The sequence below is a fragment of the Bradyrhizobium iriomotense genome, from assembly GCF_030160715.1.
Lineage (GTDB): Bacteria > Pseudomonadota > Alphaproteobacteria > Rhizobiales > Xanthobacteraceae > Bradyrhizobium > Bradyrhizobium iriomotense.
In genome coordinates, this window is the sequence record NZ_BSOW01000005.1 from 236,472 (window position 1) to 252,151 (window position 15,680).

Consider the following 15,680-nt stretch of genomic DNA (forward strand, 5'->3'; position numbering starts at 1 on the left):
AACGAGATCGAGCCAGAGGATCGCCCGGTGATTAGCTTCATCATCCGCAGGCTGCTCGCCTCGATACCGACGCTGCTCGCGGTATTGACGCTCGTCTTCCTGCTGGTGCGTGTGGTCCCTGGCGATCCCGCCATTGCAATCCTGGGCGATCGGGCGACCCCGGACGCCCTCGCCGCCCTGCGCGCCGAACTCGGTCTCGATCGCTGGATCGGCGCGCAGTATGTCGACTTCCTCGGCCATGCCCTGCGCGGCGATCTCGGCACCAGCATGGTCACGCACCGTCAGGTCTGGGCCGAAATTGCCGACGCATTGCCGCACACGATCGTTTTGACGCTGGCGGCCATGGTGATCGGTTGCCTGATCGGCATCCCCGCCGGCATCTGGGCAGCACTCCATCGCAACGGCACGATCGACGTGCTGATACGGCTGTTTTCATTGCTCGGACTGTCTTTCCCCGTCTTCGTTTCGGGTATCTTCCTCCTGATCGTCTTCGCGCTGCAACTGCACCTCTTTCCGGTGATCGGCAATCCGCGGCCCGGCGACTGGATCGACGGCCTGCACAAGCTCGTCCTGCCCGCAATCACGCTCGGCATCGTGATGGCTGCCTATGTCGTGCGCGTGACGCGCAGTTCGATGCTGCAGGTTCTGGGCGAGGACTACATCCGCACCGCGCGCGCCAAGGGCGTGCCGCGGCGCGCCATCATCTGGCGCCATGGTTTCTCCAATGCCTTGATTCCGGTTGTCACCGTGGTCGGCCTCTATGTCGGCATCCTCATCGGCAATTCGGTGCTCACCGAAATCGTCTTCAACCGGCCCGGCCTCGGCAAGGTGATCGTCAGCGCGCTGACCCAGCGCGACTACACCATGTTGCAGGGCATGATGGTGATCTATTGTTTCCTGATCGTCGTCGTGAACCTGATCACCGACCTCAGCTATGGCCTCATCGATCCAAGGGTTAAGCAATGACCGATGTGGCCCTCTCCGCACCACGGTCGCCATGGCGTGTGATGGCCGGCCGGATCTTGACCAACCCCACGACACTCGCCGGCGTCATCCTCTGCACGATCATCGTGCTAGGCGCGCTGCTGGCGCCGTGGCTCGCCCCTCGCGATCCCCTCGAGCAGAACATCATCGATCGCCTGGCGGGACCCGGTTCGGAGTATCTGCTCGGCACCGACCAGTTCGGCCGTGACGTGCTGTCGCGACTGCTGTGGGGCGCGCGGGTGTCCCTGCTGGTGTCCTTTCTTTCCATCGCCGGCGCCATCGTCATCGGCGGGGCGATCGGTATGATCAGCGCCTATGTCGGCGGCCGCTTCGATCTCGTCACCATGCAGGTGATGGATGTGCTCCTGTCGTTCCCGAGCCTGATCCTCGGCATGATCATGGTGGCCCTGCTTGGGTCGAGCGTCACCAATCTCATCATTGCGATTGCGCTGACCGCGATAGCCCCGTTCGCGCGGATTGCGCGCGCACCCGTCCTGGTGCTCAAGGAGCGCGCCTTCATCGAGGCCGGCCGCGCGCTCGGCTTCTCGCATCTGCGCATCCTGCTCGTGCACGTGCTGCCCAACATCGTCAACGACCTCCTGGTCATGGGCACGCTCTGGATGGCGACGGCAGTGCGCACGGAAGCCTCGCTCTCCTTCATCGGGCTCGGCGTCAAGCCGCCGACGCCGACCTGGGGCGGCATGATGCGGGACGGATTCGAGAACATTCTCGATTCGGCGTGGCTGTGCATATGGCCGGGGCTGGCCATTCTTGCACTGGTCCTGGGACTGAACCTCGTCGGTGACGGCCTTTACGACGCGACCGATCCGAAAGCGAACGCCCAATGACCGCGTCCCAGGCCCTGCTCGAGGTCTGCGACCTCGCGAAGCATTTCACGGTTACCAAGGGCTTCCCTCGCCCGGTCACAACCACAGTCCGCGCCGTCGACGGCGTCAGCTTCGCCGTGACGCGCGGCGAGGCGTTCGGCCTGGTCGGCGAATCCGGCTGCGGCAAGTCGACCGCTGCGCGCGCCGTGCTGCGCCTCATTCCGCCCGATGCCGGCCGCGTTCGCTTCGCTGACATCGACGTGACCGGCGCCGATGGATCCATGCTGCAACGGCTACGCCGCCGCATGCAGATCGTCTTCCAGGACCCCTATTCGTCGCTCAATCCACGACGCACGATCGGTCAGGCCTTGACGGAGCCGCTTGCCGTGCACGGTCTCGCGCGCGGTCGCGCCGCGCGCGAACGCGCAATCGCGTTGCTGGAGGAAGTCGGCCTGCCACCGTCGGCCTACGACCGCCACCCGCACGAGTTTTCCGGCGGCCAGCGTCAGCGTGTCGGGATCGCGCGTGCGCTGTCTGTCGAACCCGAACTGATCGTTGCCGACGAGCCGGTTTCCGCACTCGACGTCTCCGTTCAGGCCCAGGTGCTCCTATTGCTGAAGGACCTGCAGGCACGGCGCGGCCTGACCTTCGTGTTCGTCAGTCACGATCTGGGCGTCGTGCGGTGGTTCTGCTCGCGCGTCGCGGTGATGTATCTCGGACGCATCGTGGAGAGCGGCCCGGTTGCGCGCGTGTTCGGCGCACCGCGCCATCCCTATACGCGCATGCTGCGCGATGCTTCGCCCATCCCCGACCCGGAGATACGAGGCCAGATGCCGCGCATTCTCGGCGAAATCCCCTCCGCCGCCAATCCGCCGCCAGGATGTCACTTTCACCCTCGTTGCCCCCGCGCCTCGGACCTGTGCCGCACCGTGTATCCGGAATGGCGGGATGATGGTGATGGTGGTGTAGCCTGTCACCATCCAGAAGACTGATTGGTCGCAGTTACCGCTGGCGGACTTTCACGCAATCTCACTCGCCTGCGAGGTAACGACGCCTCGGTCACTCATCCAGCGCGTCGAGAAACTCTTCGACCTTTCTCAACGCCCCCTCGCGATCCCTGCTTACATAGACAACCCGATCGCCGTCGCGTTGCAGCGATCGCCCCTTGGACTTGCGCAGTCGTCCCGGCAGGAACGTCGCGGCTACCGCCTCCGCTCCGACGTCCAGTCTTACGATCCCTCGTCGCCTGCAGTCGATCCTGAGCTTTGCAGCGGCAAAGAAATCGCGGGCTGCCGGCGGCAGCTTGCCGAAGCGACGCAGGGTTTCGTCCTCCAGATCATCCAGCTCGTCCTCACTTCGGCACCTGGCGGCGCGCGCGTAGATTTCCAGACGAACCGCCTCCGATTGTACGTAGCCTGGCGGCAACATGTCGACGACCGGAAGATTCAGGTCAGGCACCCACAGATCGGCAGCCCTGTCGTCGGCTTTCTCCGAGGCTAATTTGAGAAGGTGGCTGTAGAGCACGGGTCCGAACACCTGCAAATGGCCCGACTGCCGCTCCGAAAGCAGGTCGCCCGCCCCTCTCAGGTCGAGATCGCGCGCGCTGATTGCAAAGCCCGCTCCAGGTCTGCTGAACTCCTCGAGAACGGCCAACCGCTTCTCGGATCGCTCCGCGTCTGAATCCGTCAGCAAATAGGCAAACGCACGTATCCCGCTGCGCCCCACCCTTCCTCTGAGCTGATGAAGCTGTGCCAGGCCGAACCGTTCAGGCCAGCAGACCACGATCGTGTTGGCCCGCGGGATATCGAGACCGCTTTCGACAATGTTGGTCGCCAACAAAACGTCCGCTTCGCCCTCGACGAAGCTCATCATCCGGTCGTCCATTTGCTCGGCGGACAGCTTGCCATGAAGGCAGACGATGCGCAGATCCGGAGCCATCGAATGCACCCGTGCCAGCATCGGATCCAGATCCTGGATGCGCGGACAGATCAAGAAGCTTTGCCCATGGCGCCTCTGCTCGCGCAACAGCGCCGCGACAATTGCAGCGTCGGAAAGCGGAGCGATCTTCGTGACGACCGGAAGTCGATGAACGGGCGGAGAGGCAATGACGCTGAGATCCCTGAAGCCCGCCAAACCTGCCGCGAGCGTCCGCGGTATCGGCGTGGCGCTCATCCAAAGAGTATGGACGCCCTTGGTCAGCGTCGAGAGCTTCGCCTTCTCTGCTGCGCCAAAATGCTGTTCTTCGTCGATGATGACCAAGCCAAGGTCGGAAAACCTCACATCCTTCGAGGTGAGAGCCTGCGTTCCGATTACGATTTTCAGTCTTCCGCGCTTGAGATCCTCCTTCGCTGCCTTTGCCTCGGAGGTCGACGTGCCTCGGGACAGGCTTCCGACCTCGATATCGAACGGAGCGAAACGCTTGCGAAAGGTCGCGACATGCTGTCTTGCCAGGACGGTCGTCGGTACGGCGATCGCCACCTGCTTGCCGGACAGCACGACGGCAGCCGCCGCTCGCAAAGCCACCTCGGTCTTGCCGAATCCGACGTCACCGCAAATCACGCGGTCCATCGGGTGACCCGAGGCAAGATCATCCAGGACGTCCCGAATGGCTTTCGACTGGTCGACCGTCGTGAAATAGGGAAAACGCGCGACGAACCTCTCGTAGATCGAACCCGGCGGTACGAGTTTCGCGGCGCTCCGGCGGCGGCGCTGGCTGATGTGTTTCGCAAGCTGCTTGCCGGCAAGCTGAAGCTCCTGCTCCGCCTCGGTGCGCCGCGCCCACCAGGTACTTCCGTCGGCCTTGTCCAGAGTCAACTCCCCGAGCTCCGACGCGTAGGGCCAGATCTGGGTCAGATCGGCTGGCTGAACGAGAGCGGCATCATCTCCTGCAAATGCGAGCCTGATCATCTCGCGCGACGATACACCCCCGGTTGCTACCGTCTGCAAGCCCTCGAGCAAGGCCAGTCCTCGCTGCAGATGAACGACGACCGAGCCCACCTCCGGCACATCGGCGTGGTCGAAGGCAGCATTCCAGGCTCTGGCCATCGGTTGCGGATGATGGGCCCTGCTGCCGAGCACATCGGACGCCGTCACGACGACAAGAGGTTTCCGGCCAGGTTCGACAAATCCCGTATCGAAGTCGGCGAGCAGCGCCACTGCGCGATTGCATCCGGCCGTAGCCTTGCTCCAGTCAGAAAAGCGCTCGGCTTTGACCCCGCTCATCCGCTCCAGGATGCGCAGGTCCTCATCCATCGCTGCAACGAACATGAGCTGCGAACCAGCGCGTCGCGTCTCGTCGACGAATGTTCGCAGAGCTTTCCTCGGCGAGGCGACTTTCGAAAAGTCTGGCGTGGGCGTGAAGGGTGCCTTTTGGGACAGCACCTGCATACGCCTGGTCGCCTGTTTCCAGTCACGCCGTCCAAGGTATTCGCGCTCCCGGTCCGCGCGGCCGGCCGCTTCCTCGATCGTGCTCAACCAGCCGTCGGCGTGCGCCGGAACCATAGCATCCGCGATCCACTTGGCTCGCCCGCAATAGTCGAACAGATTGGAGCGTCTGCTGCGCTTATTCCCGTGCGCAAGGCGCTCCGACATGGGATCGATGATCAGCTCCTTCGCTTCGAACAGGACCTCTTGCTCTATCGGATTGAACGCCGAAATCCGGCGTATGACATGGCCGGAATGCTCCATTCGGAATGGACCAAGTGCCCCGGCGGGAAAGATCTCGAATGTCTTCCCGTGAAACAGTGCGCCGCCCGGATAGTCCGCCTCGTCATCGAGGTCGTAACCGAGAGCCTCAAGCCGCGACCGGAGATGCTGTTCGGAAAAGGTGGTGCCGACCTTCAGACGCTCGACCAGGCGGGACCAACTCGCCGGCATCGGCAGGCGCTCCATCACGGCCTCTGCCGTGGACACCAGCAGGATCGGCTTCTCGGGCTTCGCAAGGCGTCTCAAGACCGAGCTGCGTCTGCCTGCGATCTCGTGCGATGGCTCCAACTGGTCGAACGGCAGCGTATTCAGCCGCGGGAAAACGAGCACGTCGCATGCGGAATCGATTGCATGAATAATGGCACCCAGCCGCTCGGCCCTATTCTCGTTCTCGGCGAGAAAGACGAGACCATTTCGCCCGGACTTCCTCCATTGCGCGAGCAGATGGAGAGCCAACATGCCGAGCGGGGACGAAGACGAGATCGCAGTCCGCGGCGCAGACTTTTTTCGCTTTTTTGCGCGGCTGGCGACACCCGCTTTACTGGAACGACCCACGTTGATCCCATCGTTGATACGCAATCAGATTAGGCCAATGGCCACGACTTTTCGATCGACCACACCCGAAATGGTCGCCGATGCTTTGCGCCCGCTCCGAGACGCAAGTTCCGTCACGTGCGCACAGCTCCCCGATCGGCCCCTCGAGCACTGATCCGAGCGAGCAGACGTCGTGGGCAGAAGCTCCCTCAGATTTGTCGGACCTTACGAACTGAATCCTGCATGACGATCTTTGGAGGACTCGTTCAGAAGGCCAGCAAGCCGGAGACCCTCCAAAATGCCTTCCAGCCGCTGCTCCCGGATCAACGCGGCAAGCATTGAAACGGCGTCCCTCTGATGGACGGTGAAGTGAACGGCAGGCGATCGCTCAGAAAGGAGATCCAGGAGAGTCGGCACATCCGCCACGTGATGGCGCAAAGTGGAAACCGTGTCCTCTGCAAGGTAGGCAGCCAGATCTCCACTTGGTGGCGGATCAAATTCGAAGTCGGACTGAGCGCGTTCATTGATCGATCGTCGTATCAGCCCAGCTTGCTGTTTTGCCACCATCGAGAGCATAAAGACCGTATCGACGAGCTTCTCCCGCGGCACGTTTCTCAATTGAGCAATGCGCGCCTGGATGTCCTTGCCGGAACTATCGTCTCGGTCGTTTCGTTGCTGCGCGGGCCGCACATCATGCGCGCGCGAGCTTTTCTTCCGCCTTCGAAACATTGTCATGCTCTCCGGCGACGATATATCCCGGAGAAACGGTCAAATGAAAGCGCAAAATTGCGCGCCACAGAATCCCGGAGGTCGTGCCGGTCTGACAGCGCGAGCGCAGGTCATCCCGGGCCTTGCAGCAGCCTGGCGCGGACATCGGCCTTCATCACCTTGCCAACCTTGGAACGTGGCAGGTCGCTCCAGATCTCGATCTGCTTCGGCGCCTTGACGCTGCCGATGCGGGCCTTGACGAAGGCGGTAACGGCAGCCGCATCGACACTTTGGCCCGGTCTCGGCTGAACCACCGCAACCACGCGCTCGCCCCATTTGGGGTCGGGTAGACCTACGACGGCGCAATCCTGGATCGTCTCGACCGCGCGCAGCGCGTTTTCGACCTCGACGGAATAGACGTTGAAGCCGCCGGTGATGATCATGTCCTTGGCGCGGTCGACGATATAGAGGAAGTTGTCGGCATCGAGGTAGCCGACATCGCCGGTGTGATGCCAGCCATGGACCGAGGCCTCCGCGGTGGCCTCGGGGTTCTTGTAGTACCCGTCCATCACCAGCGACCCCCGCACCACGATCTCGCCGCGCTGACCGCTCGGCAGGAGATTGCCGTCGGTGTCCATGATGCCGAGCTGGACGAGCGGGCTCACACGGCCCGCAGACGACAGCCGCTCGATGGCAATCGAACCGTCTGCATTGAAATGCTCGTCCGGGGCCATGGTCGAGATCATCATCGGTGCTTCGGTCTGCCCGAACAGCTGCGCCATCGGCCCGATGCGCTCGAGCGCTTCCGCCAGCCGTGTCGCCGAGATTGGCGCCGCGCCGTACCAGAAGCATTGCAGCGAGCCGAGGTCGGCACTGTCGAGCTGGGGATGATCGAGCAGCATGTAGATCACGGTGGGCGGCAGAAACGTGTGGGTGACGCGATATCTCCCGATCAGGGCGAGGAATTCGCCGATATCGGGATGATGCATGATGACGACCCGCCCGCCGAGTGCCATCACGGGGAAGCACAATACCCCCGCGGCATGCGTCAGCGGCGCCAGCGCGAGGTAGGTCGGACGCCCCTTGAACGGATAGCTCATCAACGTGAGCGCGGTCATCGTCTCGATGTTCCGACCCGACAGCATCACCCCCTTGGGCTTTCCGGTGGTGCCGCCGGTGCCTGGCAACATGACGAGGTCATCGACCGGTTCGCGCTGAAAATATCCGACGTCATCGGACAGCCAGGCATCGAACGACGGCGCGAACGGCAATGCAGCGTCGAGGCACACCAGCGCCCGCAGCTTGGGCAGGTTGGCACGGATCTTCTCCACCATCCCGGCGAAGCTGGAATGAAACAGCAGCAAGCTACAATCGAAGTCATCGAGGATGACCTGATTCTCCGCCGCCTCGTTTCGCGGATTGACCGGACACCATACCGCACCCGCGCGCGAAATTCCGAACACGCACGCAAACGCAATCGGATCGTTGCCCGACAGGACAGCAACCTTGTCGCCGGGGGCGATGGCGGATCGTTCAAAACTGCGAGCGATCCGGTAGCTCAGCCGCTGCACGTCGGCGTAGCAGAGGTCGCGGCCATCCATGGTCAGGCACGGCGCGTCCGCGCCCAGCGAAGCACCTTTGTCGAGATAGTCGATCAGCCGCATGGCCGCCTCCGCGCGGAGAGAGGCCGGCGCGGACTTTGCCGCGCCGGCCGAACCGTCAATTGTGGATGGTCAGGATCGGGTTCATCACCAGGCCGAAGCTGCGCAGCTGGCCGAGCAATTCGCGATGGCCGAACGCCTGGCAACCCGACGCGAAGCCGACCTTCTTCGGCGGCGTCTGCAGCAGTGAGAACGCCGCATAGGCCTGCAGCATTCCGGTCTGCTTGTAGTTGCAGTTGCCGTGGATCACACAGTGCGCGCGGCCAAGCGGCCCGGAGGCATAGACCGAGTCGATCGAGGTGTTGATGCGCGGATTCTCCCGTGGCGGCATTGCCGCCTGAATGGTCGCGGCGATGTCGGCGAGGGCCTTCTCCTGCTGGTCAGGCGGCAGCGGCTTGATTTTCTCTTTCACCATTTGAGTGGTCTGAACCACCCCCTCCATGACGGCGCGCGCGAGAACGCCGCCGAGCACACGACAATTCGAGACGCGCGGATCGTTCCTGAACCAGACCGGATGCGCGGTGCCGCCCCACGGCACCGCAATGGCGGTTTCGTGCTGGCCCGGGACCACGACATCGGCGCGTGCGGTAACATCCCATTCGACGAACTTGTTTTGCTCGAGATAGTACCAGTTCGCCTTCAGGATCGTGAAGATCGTCTGGGTCGAGGCGTAGGTCGGAAGGCCTTTCCAGAAAACCAGGATATCAAGCGTGTCGAGGCCCGGGTGTTCGAGACAGAGATTGGCAGCGATTTCACCGGTCGTATACATCTGCGCGATGTTCGGTGCGAGCAGCAGGTTTCTCGCCGCAAATTTATCGCCCCAGGTCTCCTGACATTTCAGCACCCAGTCCTGTTCGCCAGTCGTATCGCTGTAATGACAGCCGGCATTCAGGCAGGCTTCCACGACTTCGTTGCCGTATTTGATGAACGGGCCAACCATGTTGCTCACCACCTTGGCGCCCCTGAACAGCTTGGTCAGCGCTTCGACGCTGTGCTCGACCGCAACGACTTCGTAGTCGGCGGTCTCGATGCCGGGGATCTTCTCGACCACGGCCTTGACCTTGGCGGCATCGCGGCCGGCGGCGATGAAGGGAATGTTGTATTCCCGCAGATATTCGCACACCAGACGCCCGGTGTAGCCGGACACGCCATAGACGACGACGGGGCGCTTCTCACTCATGTCGAATCCTCCTGATGACTTCGCATTTTGATCCGGATCGCAGTTCGACCGGCCGTTCCGAGCTGGCCATGCGTCTCCGTTCCGAGAGGCGACTGCACCTCCCCGGCAACGTTGGTCAGGACGAAACGAGCGGCACTACATGCCCATGCCGCCGTCGACCGGCAGCCCCGCTCCAGTGATGAAGCGCGCCTCGTTGGAGCAGAGGAAGACCGCGGCGTCGGCGATGTCGCCGACCTCGCCGAGCCGGCCGAGCGGCGTCTGCTCGATGACCGATGCGACCGCGGCATTGGGATCGGGTGCGAGCCCCACCTTCACGATGTCGCCGGCGAGCTGCATGCCCATGTCGGTCGGCACCAGGCCTGGATAGAGGCAGTTGACCCTCACGCCGTAGCCGAGCTTGCCGGCCTCCATGGCCGCGACCCGCGTCATGCGATCCACCGCCGACTTGGTGCCCGAGTACCCGGCGATGGCCGGAAAAGCGATGGTCGCGGCGACAGAGGCGATGTTGACGATCGCGCCGCCTGCCCCAGCAGCGCCGCCGGGGCGCATTGCGCGGAACGCGTGCTTCATGCCGAGCCCGACCCCGACGATGTTCACGTCGCACATGCGACGCAGATCCTCGGCCCGCACGTCGATGACGAGCGACGTGATCTCGACCCCGGCATTGTTGATGAGGATGTCATAGCCGCCGAGCGTGGAGACAGTGCTTGCGACCGCCCTTTCCCATTGCTGGTCGTCGGTGACGTCGAGCTTCACGAATCCGGTCTTCGCGCCTGATTTCGCGATCGTCGCCGCCGTGTCCCTGCCGACGTCCTCGAGGATATCGGCGATCATGATTGCAGCACCCGCATCTGCCAGGGCCTGTGCAATCGCCGCGCCGATACCCCGCGCGCCACCGGTCACCAGGGCTCTCTTGCCCGCAAGGGTCTTCGCACTCATGACGTCTCCTCCGTTGCGTTTTTTTGATCGATGACGGCGGATCGCCGCGACGTTCTGCACGACGCTTTGGCGCGCCGGTTCGGGGCAGCATAATCCACGAGGCGGCCTGCTTCCGCTCTCTTCTCCTCCGCTTACGTCTTTTCGGCCTTTCTTTGCGGCCGATCTGTTTTGACAAGTGTGCAGTCTTGTCTTTACAGTTGTCAAGACAATGCTTGACAATTGTCAAACATTTTTGGCGCAGCTAAACTCAGGCGATTTGGAAGGAGGCGCGAATCGTCTTCGCTTCCGGGGACGGCAGAGCTGACGAGGAACGGACGTCGATGGCGCAGCAGGTGGCGAGTGCGAGGAAGCGGGTTTTGGACGCGACCGAAGCGCTCAAAGAGGAGAAGTTCAATGCGCGCCGGCTCGAACTCGCCGAAGCCGCGCTCGAGACGCTTGGCGAGCTTGGCTACGCTCGCACCTCGTTGCGTGAGATCGCGCAGAATTCAGAGTTTACGCATGGGGTCTTTCACTACTACTTCCGTGACAAGACAGATCTGATCTGCTGCTGCGTCAGCCACTACAAGGCCAAGTGCGTGACCCGCTACGATCAGGTCACTGCCAGTGCGCAGAGTCGCGAGGAGCTCATGGAGGGCTTTCTCGCCAAGCTCGCCGAAACCCTCCGCAAGGAGGCGCGCATGCACCGCCTCTGGTACGATCTGCGCGCGCAGGCGCTGTTCGAGGACGCCTTCCGCAAGGACGTCATCGAAATCGACAAGAGCCTCGAAAACATGATCTGGCGGATCGCCTCGCGTTATGCCGAACTCGGCGGCAAGCGCCCGGCGGTCTCTGCCGGCGTGCTCTACGCGCTGTTCGACGGGCTGTTTCAGAATGCCCTGCTCAAGTTCTTATCGAACGACGACGACGCGGTCCCCGAATTGCTGGAAGAGGTCCGGCGGCTACTGCCCACCATCTGCTGAACGGCTTTGAACAGCGCGATGTAGGCGATGCTACATTCTTTGTGAGGTCTTCCGATCGAATATGTGAGCGTTCGCGGGGTCGATGAGGAACGGAACTTCGTCACCAGGTTTCAGGGAGAGTCGTTCCTTGACAACGGCGTCTATCAGATCGTCATCTGCTTTCGCGAAGATCTGGGTCTCCGCACCGGTCGGCTCGAGCACCGACACGCGCACAGGCAATCCACCCTCGCCGATCGTGATATGCTCGGGACGAATCCCGTAGATCGCCGGCTGCCCATCCTCCGCCTTCAAAGGGCGCATCGGCAGGATCGAGCCGCTGTCGGAGACGAATTGCTGCCCGCCATTTTCCTTGGCGATCCGGCCCTTGATGAAGTTCATGGCCGGTGAGCCAATGAACCCTGCGACGAACACGTTTGCCGGGTTGTCATAGAGATCCAGCGGCGCACCGATCTGCTCGACCCGTCCGTCGCGCAGAACGACGATCTTGTCAGCCATGGTCATGGCCTCGATCTGATCGTGGGTGACGTAGACGATCGTGGTCTTCAGCCGCTGATGCAGCTCCTTGATCTCGACCCGCATCGCGACGCGCAGTTTCGCGTCGAGATTGGAGAGCGGCTCGTCGAACAGGAAGACCGAGGGCTCGCGAACGATGGCGCGGCCCATCGCGACACGCTGGCGCTGACCGCCCGATAGCTGCTTGGGAAACCGATCGAGAAGGCGCGACAGATCCAGAATATCCGCCGCCCTCCTGACCCTGGCATCGATCTCGGCCTTCGGCATCTTCTTGATCTTCAGCGCGAAGCCCATGTTGTCGGCGACCGTCCGGTGCGGATAGAGCGCGTAGTTCTGGAACACCATGGCGATGTCGCGATCCTTCGGCAGGAGGTCGTTGACGACCCGTCCGCCGATGCTGATCTCGCCTTCGCTGACCGCTTCAAGTCCCGCAATCATTCGCAGCAGGGTGGACTTGCCGCAGCCGGACGGGCCGACGAGCACGACGAACTCGCCGTCCTCGATGTCGACGCTCACGCCATGCATCACCTGGACCGTGCCGAACCGCTTGATGACGTTCTTGACTCTAACTCCTGCCAATGTCGGCTCTCCCCTACTGCGGCATCGCGATCTGCATCTTCACATCGCCTTTCGGCGCGGAGGCAGCGATTTCAAACGCACGAACGCTATCGTCGAATGCAAACGTGCGGGTGATCAGCGGTTTCACGTCGATCGAACCTGACGACAGCATGGCAACGCATCGCGGAAAGACGTGGGCATAGCGGAAGATGTTCTCGACCCTCGCCTCGCGCACCATGGCAGCGCCCGCATCATAGGCAATCGGCTGCGATTGCCCGCCGATGAGGACGACCCGGCCTCCGGGGCACAACGGTTCGAAGATGCTAGCAGCCGCCTTGGGACTGCCGGTCGCCTCGAAGACGATCTCTGCGCCCCAGCCATCGGTGGCGGCGAGAATCTCCTTTGCCGGGTTCTGTTTCGTCACATTGATCGGCGTGATGGGGCCGAGGCGCGCTGCGATCTCGAGCTTGGCGTCGTCGAGATCCGATACGAAGACACGCGAACATCCCGCGGCAAGCGCCGCAAGCGCTGTGACGAGCCCGATCGGTCCCGCCCCCATCACGAACGCCACATCTCCCGGTCTGATCTGTGCCTTGGTTGCCGCGTGCACACCGACGGCCAGAGGCTCGACCATGGCGGCCTCCGCGAAGGACACATTGTCCGGCAATTTGAACGTGAAGGTCTCGGGGTGGACGACAGTCGGACGAAGGATTCCATGGACCGGCGGCGTCGCCCAGAAACGGACCGCGGGGTCGATATTGTACATGCCGAGCCGCGTGGCGCGGCTGTTCGGATCCGGGATGCCGGGCTCCATGCAGACGCGGTCCCCCACCTTCAGTGCCGCGACCTGCGATCCCACCTCGATCACGATACCGGAGGCCTCGTGCCCCAGGATCATCGGCCTCTCGACCTTGAACGGGCCGATCTGTCCATGCGTGTAATAGTGCACGTCGGAGCCGCAGATGCCCACCGTGTGCAGTTTGATGCGGACATCACGCGAGCCCATCGCCTCCTCCCGTTCAATGGGGAAGTCTCTAAGCGACAGGCTGTGCTTCTCTTCCAGGACCAGCGATTTCATTGATCAGCCCTTTCGGATGATGAGGATGGCGAGGGCAAGCGCGATCACGTTGGCGATCCAGAGCGGCAGGCTCTGTTCGAGAAAACGCATCCAGAGCAGCGCCAGAGCGATCCAGACCACGATGCTGATGAAGAACCTGTCGAACAAATTGGTTTGAATGGGCAGGAAGCCGCTGCGTTCCGACTTCGCGTCCACCCGCAGGGCCTCTTCGTCAGCCTCGAGAATGTCGATCGACGCATCGAGATCGCGCCCGGTTCCGTTCTTCATGGCGTCACTCCTTCACGGCACCGAAGGTCAGGCCTGCAACGATGTGCTGCTGAACCAGGCCGAGGAAGACGAGCGCCGGCACCAGCGTCAACGTCGCGGTCGCCGCCATCTGCCCCCAATTGGTGCCGGTCACGGTGACGAACTCCGCAAGGCCGGTCGTGATCGTGCGGGCATTGACGCTCGTTAGCGTGGCCGCGAAGAGATATTCGTTCCAGGCGAACACCCAGGTGAGGATGGCGGTCACCGCAAGGCCCGGCTTGGCGAGCGGGAAGATGACTCCGGTCAGGACCTGCCAGGTGTTGCAGCCGTCGACCATGGCCTGTTCGTCGAGCTCCCTCGGAATGGCATCGATGATCCCGCGCAGCGTCCAGATCGCGAAGGGAAGATTGAAAACGCAGTAGAGCAGCACGAGCCCGATGCGGGTGTCGTACAGGCTGAAGGAGCCGATCGTGAAGGTCTGGGTGAACAGCAAAAAGAGCGGCAGGAGGAACACCGCGGGCGGCGCCATGCGGTTGGTGATGGTCCAGAAGAAGATGTTTTCCTTGCCCACCAGGCGGTATCGCGACAACGCATAGGTTGCGAGCAGCGCCAGCGTGGTGACTAGCAGCGCATTCGATGTCGCGACGATGATCGAATTGAGCATGTAGCGCTGGAAGGTCGGATTGCTCAGCGTAGCCGTATAATTCTCCACGAAGAAGCTGCGGATGATGAAGTTCGGCGCGCCGAACAGCTCGACCCGGCTCTTCGCCGAGACGACGAACATCCAGTAAATCGGGAACAGCGTGATCAGGCTCGCGACGATCCAGAAGGCAAGGGAGAGCCAGCCTCTCCCGGGCTTGAGCGGAGAACGTCCCATCATTCGGACCTCGGCAGTTCGCGCCGCGCCACCAGCGCCACATACATGAGCCAGCAAAGCACGATCGTGACATAGAGAGTGAGCAGCGACATCGCCGCGCCGTAGCCATAGTCGGTCTTGGGGAAGACCACCCGCCAGATATGGAGACCGACGTAGCGGGTCGCTGCGGCCGGACCGCCACCGGTCAGCATCCACACCTCATCGACGGTGCGAAGCGCGTCCATCACCCGGATGAAGACCGTGGCAAGGATCGCCGGTTTCAGCAGCGGAAGGGTTACGTACCAAAACACCTGAGCCCGGTTTGCACCATCGATCTGCGCCTGCTCGAAAGGCTCCTTCGGCAGCGACGAGATCGCCGCAAGCAAGGTCAGGGTCACGAGCGGCGTCCAGTGCCAGACGTCCATGATGACAGTGGCTATGAACGCCTGGTCGGCGAAGGTTCCGATCCGCAAGTCGATGCCGAGCCATCGATCAAGATAATAAGGCAATGGCCCAAGCCCCGGCACGGTCAGGAGCCGCCACGTTGCGCCGACCGCGATCGGCGCAACCATCAGCGGCAGCGTGTGGATGGTGCGGAAGAATCCCTTGAAAGGGAGGTCGCGCATCAAGAGCTGAGCGAGAAAATAGCCGAGCACGATCTCGCTCAGGACCGCAAAGAAGGTGAAGCCGAATGTCAGCCAGAGCGAGTGCAGGAACGGATCGTCGAAAACGAGACGACGGAAATTCTGGACGCCGGCGAAATGCGCCGTCGGATCGGCGGCAAAGCTGTTCCAGTTGGTGAAGCCAACGACCAGAACGTAGATGAAGGGCCCCAGCCCGAACACCAAGAGAATGACAAGGGTCGGCGCCAGGAGAAGCCAGCCTGTAGTCTGTGATCGCATCGGACCTCAGCCGGTCGGGTTCGAGGGATT

Annotated in this window: 14 protein-coding genes; 4 read left to right on the forward strand and 10 right to left on the reverse strand. The window is 62.5% G+C overall.

What is annotated here, in order from left to right; genetic code table 11:
* Positions 1 to 27 precede the first annotated feature (27 nt).
* From QQL28_RS09725 to QQL28_RS09735, 3 genes are read left to right on the forward strand one after another with little or no spacing between them, the layout of a single operon-like run.
* The gene (locus QQL28_RS09725) at positions 28 to 966 is read left to right on the forward strand and encodes an ABC transporter permease (RefSeq protein ID WP_284264097.1); all 939 of its coding nucleotides are present in this window, start codon (positions 28 to 30) and stop codon (positions 964 to 966) included.
* A complete protein-coding gene (locus QQL28_RS09730) occupies positions 963 to 1,832 on the forward strand; it encodes an ABC transporter permease (RefSeq protein WP_284264099.1) in 870 nt (289 codons plus the stop codon). The genes QQL28_RS09725 and QQL28_RS09730 overlap by 4 nt, the downstream gene beginning before the upstream one ends.
* Complete coding sequence (locus QQL28_RS09735) at positions 1,829 to 2,803, forward strand: ABC transporter ATP-binding protein (RefSeq protein ID WP_284264101.1); 975 nt, start codon at positions 1,829 to 1,831, stop codon at positions 2,801 to 2,803. Before QQL28_RS09730 ends, QQL28_RS09735 begins: the two co-directional genes overlap by 4 nt.
* 67 nt (positions 2,804 to 2,870) lie before the next feature.
* Here QQL28_RS09735 and QQL28_RS09740 read toward each other — a convergent pair whose 3' ends face one another.
* The 5 genes from QQL28_RS09740 to QQL28_RS09760 form a co-directional block, all read right to left on the reverse strand.
* The gene (locus QQL28_RS09740; protein WP_284264103.1) at positions 2,871 to 5,975 is read right to left on the reverse strand and encodes a DEAD/DEAH box helicase; all 3,105 of its coding nucleotides are present in this window, start codon (positions 5,973 to 5,975) and stop codon (positions 2,871 to 2,873) included.
* A gap of 300 nt (positions 5,976 to 6,275) precedes the next feature.
* Complete coding sequence (locus QQL28_RS09745) at positions 6,276 to 6,779, reverse strand: hypothetical protein (RefSeq protein ID WP_284264105.1); 504 nt, start codon at positions 6,777 to 6,779, stop codon at positions 6,276 to 6,278.
* 110 nt (positions 6,780 to 6,889) lie between these two features.
* On the reverse strand, positions 6,890 to 8,422 hold the full coding sequence (locus tag QQL28_RS09750; RefSeq protein WP_284264107.1) for an AMP-binding protein: 1,533 nt from the start codon (positions 8,420 to 8,422) through the stop codon (positions 6,890 to 6,892).
* A gap of 55 nt (positions 8,423 to 8,477) precedes the next feature.
* The gene (locus tag QQL28_RS09755; RefSeq protein WP_284264109.1) at positions 8,478 to 9,599 is read right to left on the reverse strand and encodes a DUF5938 domain-containing protein; all 1,122 of its coding nucleotides are present in this window, start codon (positions 9,597 to 9,599) and stop codon (positions 8,478 to 8,480) included.
* Between the two features lie 135 nt (positions 9,600 to 9,734).
* Complete coding sequence (locus QQL28_RS09760; RefSeq protein WP_284264111.1) at positions 9,735 to 10,538, reverse strand: SDR family NAD(P)-dependent oxidoreductase; 804 nt, start codon at positions 10,536 to 10,538, stop codon at positions 9,735 to 9,737.
* Positions 10,539 to 10,858: 320 nt separating this feature from the next.
* On the opposite strand from QQL28_RS09760, the gene QQL28_RS09765 reads away from it, so the two are divergent.
* Positions 10,859 to 11,497: a TetR/AcrR family transcriptional regulator gene (locus QQL28_RS09765; protein WP_284264113.1), complete on the forward strand. Its 639-nt coding sequence runs from the start codon at positions 10,859 to 10,861 to the stop codon at positions 11,495 to 11,497.
* Positions 11,498 to 11,527: 30 nt separating this feature from the next.
* On the opposite strand, the gene QQL28_RS09770 is transcribed toward QQL28_RS09765, so the two are convergent.
* From QQL28_RS09770 to QQL28_RS09790, 5 genes are all read right to left on the reverse strand, one after another.
* A complete protein-coding gene (locus QQL28_RS09770; RefSeq protein WP_284264115.1) occupies positions 11,528 to 12,589 on the reverse strand; it encodes an ABC transporter ATP-binding protein in 1,062 nt (353 codons plus the stop codon).
* 13 nt (positions 12,590 to 12,602) lie between these two features.
* The gene (locus QQL28_RS09775) at positions 12,603 to 13,646 is read right to left on the reverse strand and encodes an NAD(P)-dependent alcohol dehydrogenase (protein WP_284264117.1); all 1,044 of its coding nucleotides are present in this window, start codon (positions 13,644 to 13,646) and stop codon (positions 12,603 to 12,605) included.
* Between the two features lie 3 nt (positions 13,647 to 13,649).
* Positions 13,650 to 13,847: a DUF2160 family membrane protein gene (locus tag QQL28_RS09780; protein ID WP_431309589.1), complete on the reverse strand. Its 198-nt coding sequence runs from the start codon at positions 13,845 to 13,847 to the stop codon at positions 13,650 to 13,652.
* 70 nt (positions 13,848 to 13,917) lie between these two features.
* Entirely contained in the window at positions 13,918 to 14,772 is an 855-nt protein-coding gene (locus QQL28_RS09785) for a carbohydrate ABC transporter permease (protein WP_431309584.1), read from the reverse strand.
* Positions 14,769 to 15,650 carry a carbohydrate ABC transporter permease gene (locus QQL28_RS09790; protein WP_284264121.1) on the reverse strand — a complete coding sequence of 294 codons (882 nt, stop codon included), beginning with the start codon at positions 15,648 to 15,650 and terminating at the stop codon, positions 14,769 to 14,771. The genes QQL28_RS09785 and QQL28_RS09790 overlap by 4 nt, the downstream gene beginning before the upstream one ends.
* Between the last annotated feature and the right edge of the window lie 30 nt (positions 15,651 to 15,680).

Coding starts and splice junctions, on each gene's coding strand:
- QQL28_RS09730 (WP_284264099.1), top strand. CDS start 963: ATGACCGATGTGGCCCTCTCCGCACCACGGTCGCCATGGCGTGTGATG.
- QQL28_RS09735 (WP_284264101.1), top strand. CDS start 1,829: ATGACCGCGTCCCAGGCCCTGCTCGAGGTCTGCGACCTCGCGAAGCAT.
- QQL28_RS09740 (WP_284264103.1), bottom strand. CDS start 5,975: ATGTTGGCTCTCCATCTGCTCGCGCAATGGAGGAAGTCCGGGCGAAAT.
- QQL28_RS09745 (WP_284264105.1), bottom strand. CDS start 6,779: ATGTTTCGAAGGCGGAAGAAAAGCTCGCGCGCGCATGATGTGCGGCCC.
- QQL28_RS09750 (WP_284264107.1), bottom strand. CDS start 8,422: ATGCGGCTGATCGACTATCTCGACAAAGGTGCTTCGCTGGGCGCGGAC.
- QQL28_RS09755 (WP_284264109.1), bottom strand. CDS start 9,599: ATGAGTGAGAAGCGCCCCGTCGTCGTCTATGGCGTGTCCGGCTACACC.
- QQL28_RS09760 (WP_284264111.1), bottom strand. CDS start 10,538: ATGAGTGCGAAGACCCTTGCGGGCAAGAGAGCCCTGGTGACCGGTGGC.
- QQL28_RS09765 (WP_284264113.1), top strand. CDS start 10,859: ATGGCGCAGCAGGTGGCGAGTGCGAGGAAGCGGGTTTTGGACGCGACC.
- QQL28_RS09775 (WP_284264117.1), bottom strand. CDS start 13,646: ATGAAATCGCTGGTCCTGGAAGAGAAGCACAGCCTGTCGCTTAGAGAC.
- QQL28_RS09785 (WP_431309584.1), bottom strand. CDS start 14,772: ATGATGGGACGTTCTCCGCTCAAGCCCGGGAGAGGCTGGCTCTCCCTT.
- QQL28_RS09790 (WP_284264121.1), bottom strand. CDS start 15,650: ATGCGATCACAGACTACAGGCTGGCTTCTCCTGGCGCCGACCCTTGTC.